The organism is Castellaniella sp., from assembly GCF_049650445.1.
In the GTDB taxonomy this organism is placed as follows: domain Bacteria; phylum Pseudomonadota; class Gammaproteobacteria; order Burkholderiales; family Burkholderiaceae_B; genus Castellaniella.
Genome location: NZ_JBASAD010000006.1, coordinates 47488 through 57448, shown reverse-complemented (window position 1 = coordinate 57448; position 9961 = coordinate 47488). Strand labels below are relative to the sequence as shown.

Below are 9961 nucleotides of genomic sequence, written 5' to 3'. Positions count from 1 at the left end.
GGGGCGATCAGGATCGGGTGCGCCAGGGTCTGGCCGTGCAATTCGATGCGGGTATGGGCGCCGGCCAGCGGCCGCAGCACGCGGCCGCGCAGCCGCAGGGCCGGCCAGGCGTCGAGATTGGCGCGGGCCGTGCGTTCGTCCGCGCCGCCGGATTCCAGCCAGGCCCAGACCGAGGGGTCCAGACGCGCGTGGGCCTGTTCGGCATAGTCCTGGGCGCAGAGGGGGGCGATCATGAGGGGTTCCGGGGTTTGGGGTGGAAGGTGAAGGATGTCATAGACTGGTTGGCGGCGCGTGGGCGTTCCCGCCTGGTCTTGTCGTCAGTATCCACTAAAATGGCCGCGCTGAATCCCGAGGACTTTTGACATGGCACACATCATCCTGCAGGCGCCGCGCCTGTTGGCGGCGGACATTGAACGGCTGGCAGCCGTGGCCTGCGCGGGTGGCGTCCAGGAACTGGGCCCCACCGCCGTGCGCCTGCTGGACGTGGATCCGGATTGCCGGGACGAGGCGCTGACGCAGGCTGCGGCCGTCCGCATGGACGCGGCCTGGCTGGACACCGTGCATCGCTTGGGCGACTGCCGGGTGCTGGCCATGGACATGGATTCCACCCTGGTCAACATCGAGTGCATCGACGAGATCGCCGACGCCGTGGGCCGCAAGGCCGAGGTCGCCGCGATCACCGAGGCGTCCATGCGCGGCGAGATCAAGGATTTCTCCGAAAGCCTGCGCCGTCGCGTCGCCCTGCTGCGTGGCGTGCCGGAAACCGCGCTGGAACAAGTGTTTACTGAACGCCTGCGGCTGAATCCCGGCGCCGAGCGCCTGATCGAAGTCGTCCGCGCGCATGGCCTGAAGACGATTCTGGTGTCCGGGGGATTCACTTTCTTCACCGAGCGTCTGCGCCGGGGGCTGGCGCTGGACGAGGCCCATGCCAATGTCCTGGAAGTCGTGGACGGCGTGCTGACGGGCCAGGTGCTGGGCGACATCGTCGACGGCGCCGCCAAGGCGCGCCACGTACGCGCGCTGGCCGAATCCGTCGGCGCGACGCCCGAGCAGATCATTGTGCTGGGGGATGGCTCCAACGATCTGCCGATGATGGCGCAGGCTTTCTATTCGGTGGCCTACCGGGCCAAGCCCGTGGTGCGCGCCCAGGCGCGCTTCGCCCTCGACCACAGCCCGCTGGACGCGGTGCTGAACTGGTTCAGGCTGCGGCATTAGGTTGACAGCCGCAGCTCCGGGTGCAGGCCGGCGCGGGCTGCCAGCGTCAGCAACATATCCAGGCTGAAGTCTTCCACCTTGCCCCTGATCAGGCGAGAGACGCGAGGCTGTGTAATGCCGAGTTTTTGAGCGGCTTCGGCTTGAGTCCAGCCTTGCTCTTTCAAGCGCTGGGCTGTGCGGATCATGACTTCGGCACGCAACTGCATGACTTGAGCTTCGGCGGGATCGAAGCCCAGATCGATGAAGACATTGCCGCTGCCGGGCGTGCAGCTTTCGTCATTCCAGCGGGGATCGGTTTTTTTCATGATCAGACTCTAATCATCTTGTAGCGTTTGGCGGCCAGGCCCACGTCTGCCTTGGTTGTCTTTTGCGTCTTCTTCTGGAAGGCGTGCAAGACATAGATCGCATCGGCGAACTTGGCGACGTACATCACTCGGAATGCACCGTTGGCGGCGTCTCGGTAGCGAATTTCATAAGCGCTCGGGCCTACGTCCGGCATGGGCTTGAAATCGCGCGGTTCCCCGCCGAACTGCACAGTCATCAATTCAAGTCCGAGCTCGTACCGCACGTCAGCGGGCATAGCGCGCAGATCTTTCTGGCTGGACCCGAGAAACTTCAGAGGTTTCATGATGTCGATGGGTAAATTATGCTTGTACCCGCATAAATATGCAAATATTTGAATAAGGTGAGAGCAAGTGATGTGTTCTTGCACGACGTATCACTTGTTGTGAGTCGCCAGAACAGTATGCGGATACTCGGGGAACTTAGGACGCTGGCGGGATGGAAACATCCGTGGGGAGAACTGCGAATGCCGCGTCAAATCATAAAGTCGGGGTGCGCGCCCAGGCGCGCTTTGCCCTGGACCACAGCCCGCTGGATGCGGTGCTGAACGGGTTCAGGCTGCGGCATCAGGCGTCCAGCAGTGAGGTCCGGGTCGGTTTGCTTGGGGGGCGATCCAGTGCGCTGCCTAGTATTCTGGCGGCCCATTGATTCAGGCTTTCTCCATGCGCAGCTGCCGCCAGGGTTGCGGCTTCGTGTGTATCGGCCGGGAGCCGGAGCACGAACCGGCCCGAGAAGCGCTTTCGCGGCTCGACCCCGCGCCGACGGCATTCTTCCAGGAATATCTCGAGCGATTGCTCACCTTCGTGCCGCAATCCGACGATGTCGCTGGCATAGAAAAAAGAATAGGTGTGACGGATCATCCCGCGTCAGCTGTAGCGGCATGGCGTGGGCTGGAGGTGGGCCAAGAGGTTGGGCTTTGCGCTGAATTGGCGCGAGCGAGATTAGTATGCTAGTTCCCGTTGACGCATGAGCGTCGACGGTGCGGAAATGTCCGTGCGGAGAACTACGAATGCAGTGTGGCGGCGTGCTGCCTTACAGCTCCGACCACATCCGCAGCAGGTTGTGATAGACCCCCGTCAGTCGAGCGACGGTTTCGGGGTCGGCGCCGGCCTGGATCAGGCGCTGGATGGCGACATCCTGGTTCAGCAGCAGGGTGCGGCGGCCGTCGTCGCGCACCAGGCTCTGAGTCCAGAAGAACGCGCCGTAGCGTACGCCCCGGGTGACGGGGGCGACGCGGTGCAGGCTGGTGCCGGGGTAGACCACGGCGTGGCCGGCGGGCAGTTTGACGCGCTGTTCGCCGTAGGTGTCCTGGATGATGAGTTCGCCGCCCTCGTATTCGTCCGGGTCGCTGAAGAATACGGTGGTGGATACGTCGGTGCGGATGCGTTCCGATGTGCCGGGCACCTGGAAGATCGCGTTGTCGATGTGAAAGCCGTAGTGCTCGCCACCCTCGTAGCGGTTGAATCGCGGCGGCAGGATGCGCGCGGGCAGGGCGGCGGACTGGAAGACGGGGTGCCGGCTCAGCGCCTGGACGATTCCTTGGCCGATCTGGTGACCCGTGGGGTCGTCCAGGGGCAGTTGGCGGTTGGCCTTGAGGTGCGCCGCGACGTGGCCCGCCGTCTGGCGGCCGTCCGTCCACGGCGCGGCTTCCAGCGCGGCGCGACAGTGCCGCACTTCGTCGGGGGGCAGCAGGTCGGGGATGGAGATCAGCATGGAGAGGCTCCGATGCGGTGTTTGGTACACGATGCCAGCCAGGCAGCGGCCTTACGCAGAAAAGCGGGGGTGGCGGTCTCGGGTATCTTGTTCAGCCAGGCCTGGGCTTCGTCCGGCCGGTCGCGTGCGATGAGCAGGCGGGCGGCGTTGAACTGGCCGCGGAAGTCGCCGCCTTCGGCGGCCTGCAGATAGTGTGTCAGGGCGGCATCCTCGTCCCGGTCCACGACCCAGCCGTCCTCATGGAAACTGCCGATCATGTTCATGGATTTGGCGTGCCCCAGCGCGGCGGCCTGGCGGAACCAGTCCAGCGCAGCGGCCCGGTCCTGCGCGACACCCTGACCCAGGGACAGGGCAGTGGCGTAGTTGTACATGCCCCAATCCAGGCCGCCCAGGGCCGCCAGGCGGAACCAGTAGACGGCCAGCAGGGGATTGGCCGGGATGCCCCAGCCGTGGGCGTGGCATTGACCCAGCATGTTCAGGGCCATGGGCTCGCCCTTGCGGGCGGCGTGCTGGAACCATTGCACGGCCTGGGCCGGGTCGTGGGCGACGCCCCGGCCATCCAGCAGCCACTGGCCGTAGACCAGTTGCGCCTGGACGACGCCGCCTTCGGCGGCGGCGCGCAACGTGGCGGCCGCCTGTTCGGGCGGACCGGCCAGGATGCGTTGCAGGTCGGCAGCCAGGGCCTCCGGAGAGGTCCGGTTGATGGCGTGGCTGTCCAGCGCGCTGGCGCCGTTCATCAGAAGTGCAGGTTCAACGTGGCGACTGCCGAGCGCCCCGGCGCGATGGAGGCGTAGTGGGACGGATAAGCCTTGTCGTAGTAGGTCTTGTTGAACAGATTGTTCACGTTGATCTGCAGGTCCACGGTCTTGTTGAACTTGTAGCCGGCCATGGCGTCGAAGCGCCAGTAGGACGGAATGCTGATGGTGTTGGCTTCGTTGCCGTACTGCTTGTCCACGTAGTAGGCGCCGACGCCGGCCGTCAGTTGCGGCGTGAAGGCGTAGGTGTTCCACAGACTGAAACTGCTCTCCGGTGTGTTGGGGAAGGCGTTGCCTTCGTTGGCGCTGTTCTTGCCGCTGCTGCCGATGCGGCTCTTGAGGTAGGTGTAGCCCGCGTAGACCTGCCATTGCGGCGTGATGCTGCCGGACAGGCCCAGTTCGAAGCCATCCACACGCTTGTCACCCGCCATGGAATACGTATTGTCGGGTAGGGTGATGCGCGCGTTGGTGGTTTCGACGCGGAACACGGCGGCGGTCAGCCCCAGGCGGTCTTCCAGGAAGTCCCACTTGGTGCCCACTTCCATGGTGCGGTTCTTTTCCGGTGCCATGTCGGCGGCGTTCAGACCGACACCGCCGCGTCCCGGCGTCAGGCTTTGCCCTTCGCTGCCTTCGCCCATGGTGGCGCCCGCCGGGGTGGAGGAAGTGCCATAGGACACGTAGATGCTGCCGTTGGAGGCCGGCTTGTAGGTCAGACCCAGTTGGTAGTTGAACAGGGTGTCGTGACGGTCGACGCGGTCGCCGCTGGTCGGCTCCCGCCGCGTGGCGTAGTCGTCCACGCGCAGGCCCAGCGTCGCCTGCCAGCGTTCGTTGAACTCGATGGTGTCGAAGCCGTAGATCGATCTGGTCTGCGTGCGGGTGTAGGTGGGGTTGCCGGTGGGGCCGCCATTCAGGGTGTTCACCCAGGGGTCGTCGGGGTTGGGGTTGTAGAGGCTGGTGCAGTTGTAGGGAGGCATGCCGACGATGGCGGTTTTGCAGTCGGCACCTTTGCCGCGATTGACGTTCAGGCTGTCGCTGCGCCCATCCTCCACCGACAGTTCGATCCCCGTCAGGAAACGGTGCTTCAACTGGCCGGTCTGGAATTCACCCAGCAGTTCCGTCTGATTCGCCCAGGTGCTGACGCGGCTGTCGCGGCTGTTCATGCGGCGCCAGACCTTGCCGTTGTTGACGTTGCCCTGGCTGTCGTCGGGCTGCGTCCAGACATAGCGTTGTGTCCCGCGCGTGTAGCGGGTCTGGTTGCGCAGGGTCAGCTTGTCCGTGAAGTCGTGCTCGACCAGCAAGGTGCCCATGTCGTTGCGCGTGCGGCGGTAGTCGCTGGTCAGGCCATAGAAATTGTCGCGATCCACGCTGGTGATCGGACTGCGGTGGAAGGCGGCGTCGTTCGAGCCTTTGGGTGAAATCGTATACGGAATCCCGCCGTCCGGCGTATCGTCCGATTCCATGTGGAAGTAGCTCAGCGTCACGCGTGTGGGCGTGCCCAGGCCGAAGGAGATCGTCGGCGCCACGCCCCAGCGCTTGTAGTCCACGGTATCCCGGCCATCCACGTCCTGGCTATGGTTCATGGCATTCAGGCGGAAGGCGGTGGATTCGCCCAGTTGCCAGTTGCTGTCCACGGTCTGGCGGAAATACTTGGCGGTGCCGAAGCCCAGGCCCACGTCGGTGAAGTCGCGCAGTTTCGCGGTCTTGCTGATCAGGTCGATGCTGCCGCCCGCGCCGCCCCGGCCCGCGTAGGCGCCATCCGCGCCCTTGATGACTTCCACCTGTTCCAGGTTGAAGACTTCGCGGGATGTAGCGCCGATGTCGCGCATGCCGTCGACGAAGGTGCTGGATTGCGCGTCGTAGCCGCGAATGAAGGGGCGGTCGCCCAGGGGGTTGCCGCCCTCGCCGGCGCCGAAGGTGATGCCCGGAGAATTGCGCAGCACGTCGGTCAGCGTGGTGGCGGCCTGGCTCTGGATCAGTTCTTTCGGGATGACCTGCACGGACTTGGCCGTGTCCAGGAGGGGCGCTGTGAATTTTTCGGAAGCGGATTCCTTGACCAGGAAAGGTGCCGGCCGTTCACCCTGGACCTTGATGGGGCTGAGCTGAGCCGGGTCCGTGTTCTGAGCCTGGGCGGCCTGCGGCAGCAGGAACAGACCGGGGGTGGCCAGTGCCGTGGCCAGGCCACCGGCCAGCTTGCCCGCCCGTAACTCGTTAGAGTCTTCCACGCAAATTCTCCCTGAAATGATAAGTGTCATGAAAATCATTCTTAATTAGAAATAGAATTCTAAACAAGAATTGTTCTCAGTTCAAATTGTGTGGGAATTGTGAAGATCAGCGAGGGAGAGCGGGTGCGCGCGCAGGAAATGACGGCGCGCTTGATCTGCCAGGGTTTTGCCTGGTGGCCGTGCAAGCCTGGTGGCCATACGTCCTACGCTGTCCCGCCCAGCCTCTGCAACAGCCCCCTCAGCTTCTGCACCCGACCCGGTACGTCGACGGTGCCGCCGAAGGTGATCTTCAGGCGGTCGGGGCCGTTCAGGCGGATCTGGCGGTCCTGCTGCACCAGTTCGATGATGCGGATCGGGTCCACATCGGGCTGGGCGGCGAACTGGATGGCGGCCTGGGTTTCGCCGGCGTCGATCTTGATCACGCCCAGCGGTTCGGCCAGCAGCCGCAGGCGGTGCAGTGACAGCAGGGTCTGGCCGGCCTCGGGCAGTTTGCCGTAGCGGTCGATCAGCTCTTCCTGCAGCAGGGTGAGCGCGTCGGCGTCGGCGGCGTGCGCCAGACGCTTGTACAGGCCCAGGCGGGCCTGTACGTCGGCGCAGTAGTCCGAGGGCAGCAGCGCCGGGGCGTGCAGATTGACCTCGCACTGGCTGCCGAAGGGCGATTCCAGGTCGGGCTCTTCGCCGGATTTCAGGGCGCGCACGGCGGCGGCCAGCATGTCGTTGTACAGGCTGTAGCCGATTTCCTGGATGTTGCCGGACTGCGATTCGCCCAGCACTTCGCCGCTGCCGCGGATCTCCAGGTCGTGCATCGCCAGGAAGAAGCCGGCACCCAGTTCTTCCATGGACTGGATGGCCTCCAGGCGTTTCTTGGCGTTGGCCGTGATGGCGTCCTCGCCCGGAGTCAGCAGGTAGGCGTAGGCCTGGTGGTGGGACCGGCCGACCCGGCCGCGCAACTGGTGCAGTTGGGCCAGGCCCAGCTTGTCGGCGCGGTGGATGAGAATGGTATTGGCCGAGGGCACGTCGATGCCGGTCTCGATGATGGTGGTGCACAGCAGCACGTTGTAGCGTTGCTGATAGAAGCCCTTCATGACTTCTTCCAGCTCGCGCTCGGCCATCTGGCCATGGGCGACGGCGATGCGGGCCTCAGGGACGAGTTCCTCCAGCCGCGCGCGGCGGTTGTGGATGGTCTCGACCTCGTTGTGCAGGAAATAGACCTGGCCGCCGCGCTTGAGTTCGCGCAGGATGGCCTCGCGGATGGTGCTGCCGTCTTCGCGGCGCACGAAGGTCTTGATGGCCAGGCGTTTTTGCGGTGCGGTGGCGATGACGGAGAAGTCGCGGATGCCTTCCAGGGACATGCCCAGGGTGCGGGGGATGGGCGTGGCGGTCAGGGTCAGCACGTCGACCTCGGCGCGCAGGGCCTTCAGGGTTTCTTTCTGGCGCACGCCGAAGCGGTGTTCCTCGTCGATGATGACCAGGCCCAGTTGTTTGTAGCGCACGTCCTTGGACAGGAGCTTGTGCGTGCCGATGACGATGTCCACGGAACCTTCGGCCAGACCGTCGATGGCCTTGGCCGTTTCCTTGCCGGTGCGAAAACGCGAGAGTTCGGCGATGCGGACCGGCCAGTCGGCGAAGCGGGTGGCGAAGTTATGGGCGTGCTGTTCGGCCAGCAGGGTGGTGGGGCACAGCAGTGCCACCTGGCGGCCGTTCATCACGGCCAGGAAGGCGGCGCGCAGGGCGACCTCGGTCTTGCCGAAACCGACGTCGCCGCAGACCAGGCGGTCCATGGGACGGCCGGAGGTCATGTCCTGGATGACCGCGTTGATGGCGTCGGCCTGGTCCGGGGTCTCCTCGAAACCGAAGCCCTCGGCGAAGGCCTGGTAGTCGCGGGCGGGGAATTTGAAGTGCAGCCCCTCGCGCGCGGCGCGCCGGGCGTACAGGGCGAGCAGTTCGGCGGCCGTGTCGCGCGCCTGGCGGGCGGCCTTGCGGCGGGCTTTTTCCCATTGGCCGGAACCCAGCGGATGCAGCGGCGCCTGATCGGGGTCGGCGCCGCTGTAGCGGGCGATCAGGTGCAGTTGCGAGACCGGTACGTACAGGGTGGCGTCGCGGGCGTATTCCAGGTGCAGCAGTTCGATGGGGCCTTCGCCCAGATCCATGCTGACCAGGCCGTGATAGCGGCCGATGCCGTGTTGCACGTGCACCACCGGGTCGCCCACGTGCAGTTCGGCCAGATCGCGCACCATGGCGTCGATGTTGCTGCTGTGCTCGTGACGGCGGCGCGTGCGCGCGGGTCGGCCGGCCTGGGCGGGATAAAGGTCGTTTTCCGTCAGCACCGCCAGCCCGGCGGGCGGCGACTGGAAGCCGCCGGACAGCGGGGCAACCACCAGGGAAAAATGGCCTCCACGCTGCGTCTGCGGCTTGCTGTCCGGTTTGCTGTCGGCCTCGCCGCTTTGCAGCCAGTCTTGCCACGTGTCGAAGATCGCGTCGGGCTTCAGGTGGTAGTCGGTCAGCAGTTCGGCGATGGTTTCCCGTCGTCCGGCGGAATCCACGCACAGCGCCGTGCGCAACGGGGTCGCGTCCAGGTGGCGGCGCAGGTCGGCCAGGGGATCGTCGGCGCGGCGGTTGACGGCTGCGGCCGGACAGGGACTGAAGTCCGGGTGCGCGCCTTCGTCGGTCAGCGCCAGGCGGGCCAGGCCGCGCAGGCCGGTGTGAAAGGCTTCGTCGTCCAGGAACAGGGCGTCGGGCGGCAGTACCGGGCGTTCAGGGTCGGACTTCAGGAACTGCCAGCGGTTGCGGGCGTCCTGGGCAAAGCGGTCGATGGCGGCCGAGACGTCGCCCAGTGTGACGGCGATGGTGTCGGGCGGCAGGTAGTCGAACAGCGTGGCGGTCTGCTCGAAGAACAGCGGCAGGTAGTATTCGATGCCGGCAAAGGCAATGCCATTGCCGATGTCCTTGTAGGGCAGTGCGCGCGACGGATCGCCCTCGAAGACTTCGCGGAAACGCGCGCGGAAGCGGTTGCGCGCGGCCTCGTCCATGGGGAACTCGCGGCCCGGCAGCAGTTCGATTTCCCGCACCGGGTACAGGCTGCGCTGAGTATCGCCGTCGAAGCTGCGGATGGACTCGATCTCGCGGTCGAACAGGTCGAGGCGGTAGGGCAGGGCCGATCCCATGGGGAACAGGTCGATCAGGCCGCCGCGGATGCAGAATTCGCCCGGCGCGCCGACCTGGGTGACGTGGTTGTAGTTGGCCAGGGTCAACTGGGTGCGCAGGCGTTCCTCGTCCAGGGCGTCACCTTGGCGGAACTGGAAGGTGTAGGCCGCCAGGAATGCGGGGGGGGCCAGGCGGACCAGGGCGGTCGTGACCGGCGCCACCAGAATGTCCACGGTGCCCTGGCCCAGGGCGTGCAGGGTCCGCAGGCGTTCGGAAATCAGATCCTGGTGCGGGGAAAAGCTGTCGTAGGGCAGGGTTTCCCAGTCCGGCAGAAAGCGCACCCGCAGATCCGGGTCGAACAGGGCAATCTCGTCGGCCAGGCGCCGTGCGGCCAGGGGATCGGCACAGAAGGTGGCCAGCGGGTGCCGGGCCTCGCGGGCCAGTGCCGCCAGCAGCAGGGCGTCGCCGGAGCCCGGCGGGCGCGGCTGGGCGTAGCGCTGGCCGGGTCGCAAGGCGGCCAGGGTCGAGCCGATCGAGGGCAGGGACAGAGGGGTGTTCGAAGAATCCATG

The 9961-nt window shown here is 65.7% G+C and carries 9 protein-coding genes; 1 reads left to right on the top strand and 8 read right to left on the bottom strand.

The window, feature by feature from the left end:
* A partial coding sequence (locus WA983_RS01700; protein ID WP_424311515.1) for an alpha-hydroxy-acid oxidizing protein occupies positions 1-233 on the bottom strand: 233 nt, incomplete at its 3' end.
* Positions 234-363: 130 nt separating this feature from the next.
* On the opposite strand from WA983_RS01700, the gene serB reads away from it, so the two are divergent.
* The gene (gene serB, locus WA983_RS01695) at positions 364-1215 is read left to right on the top strand and encodes a phosphoserine phosphatase SerB (protein WP_424252002.1); all 852 of its coding nucleotides are present in this window, start codon (positions 364-366) and stop codon (positions 1213-1215) included.
* Here serB and WA983_RS01690 read toward each other — a convergent pair.
* The 7 genes from WA983_RS01690 to mfd form a co-directional block, all read right to left on the bottom strand.
* Positions 1212-1520, bottom strand: coding sequence for a helix-turn-helix domain-containing protein (locus tag WA983_RS01690; protein ID WP_424252004.1), 309 nt, complete (start codon positions 1518-1520; stop codon positions 1212-1214). The genes serB and WA983_RS01690 overlap by 4 nt on opposite strands.
* Positions 1521-1522: 2 nt before the next feature.
* Positions 1523-1843, bottom strand: a complete 321-nt coding sequence (locus tag WA983_RS01685; protein WP_424252006.1) for a type II toxin-antitoxin system RelE/ParE family toxin — start codon at positions 1841-1843, stop codon at positions 1523-1525.
* A gap of 280 nt (positions 1844-2123) precedes the next feature.
* Positions 2124-2417, bottom strand: a complete 294-nt coding sequence (locus WA983_RS01680) for a toxin-antitoxin system HicB family antitoxin (RefSeq protein WP_424252008.1) — start codon at positions 2415-2417, stop codon at positions 2124-2126.
* Between the two features lie 172 nt (positions 2418-2589).
* On the bottom strand, positions 2590-3270 hold the full coding sequence (locus WA983_RS01675) for a Fe2+-dependent dioxygenase (RefSeq protein WP_424252010.1): 681 nt from the start codon (positions 3268-3270) through the stop codon (positions 2590-2592).
* Entirely contained in the window at positions 3264-3974 is a 711-nt protein-coding gene (locus WA983_RS01670; RefSeq protein ID WP_424311517.1) for a tetratricopeptide repeat protein, read from the bottom strand. Before WA983_RS01670 ends, WA983_RS01675 begins: the two co-directional genes overlap by 7 nt.
* Positions 3975-4006: 32 nt before the next feature.
* Positions 4007-6277 (bottom strand): TonB-dependent receptor, encoded by a 2271-nt coding sequence (locus WA983_RS01665; RefSeq protein ID WP_424311514.1) that lies wholly within the window; start codon positions 6275-6277, stop codon positions 4007-4009.
* Between the two features lie 173 nt (positions 6278-6450).
* Positions 6451-9960 carry a transcription-repair coupling factor gene (gene mfd / locus WA983_RS01660; protein WP_424252014.1) on the bottom strand — a complete coding sequence of 1170 codons (3510 nt, stop codon included), beginning with the start codon at positions 9958-9960 and terminating at the stop codon, positions 6451-6453.
* Position 9961: the final 1 nt, after the last annotated feature.

What these genes read in the sequence shown, in the direction of transcription:
- serB (WP_424252002.1), top strand. Translation starts at nt 364, where the DNA reads ATGGCACACATCATCCTGCAGGCGCCGCGCCTGTTGGCGGCGGACATT.
- WA983_RS01690 (WP_424252004.1), bottom strand. Translation starts at nt 1,520, where the DNA reads ATGAAAAAAACCGATCCCCGCTGGAATGACGAAAGCTGCACGCCCGGC.
- WA983_RS01685 (WP_424252006.1), bottom strand. Translation starts at nt 1,843, where the DNA reads ATGAAACCTCTGAAGTTTCTCGGGTCCAGCCAGAAAGATCTGCGCGCT.
- WA983_RS01680 (WP_424252008.1), bottom strand. Translation starts at nt 2,417, where the DNA reads ATGATCCGTCACACCTATTCTTTTTTCTATGCCAGCGACATCGTCGGA.
- WA983_RS01675 (WP_424252010.1), bottom strand. Translation starts at nt 3,270, where the DNA reads ATGCTGATCTCCATCCCCGACCTGCTGCCCCCCGACGAAGTGCGGCAC.
- WA983_RS01665 (WP_424311514.1), bottom strand. Translation starts at nt 6,277, where the DNA reads ATGACACTTATCATTTCAGGGAGAATTTGCGTGGAAGACTCTAACGAG.
- mfd (WP_424252014.1), bottom strand. Translation starts at nt 9,960, where the DNA reads ATGGATTCTTCGAACACCCCTCTGTCCCTGCCCTCGATCGGCTCGACC.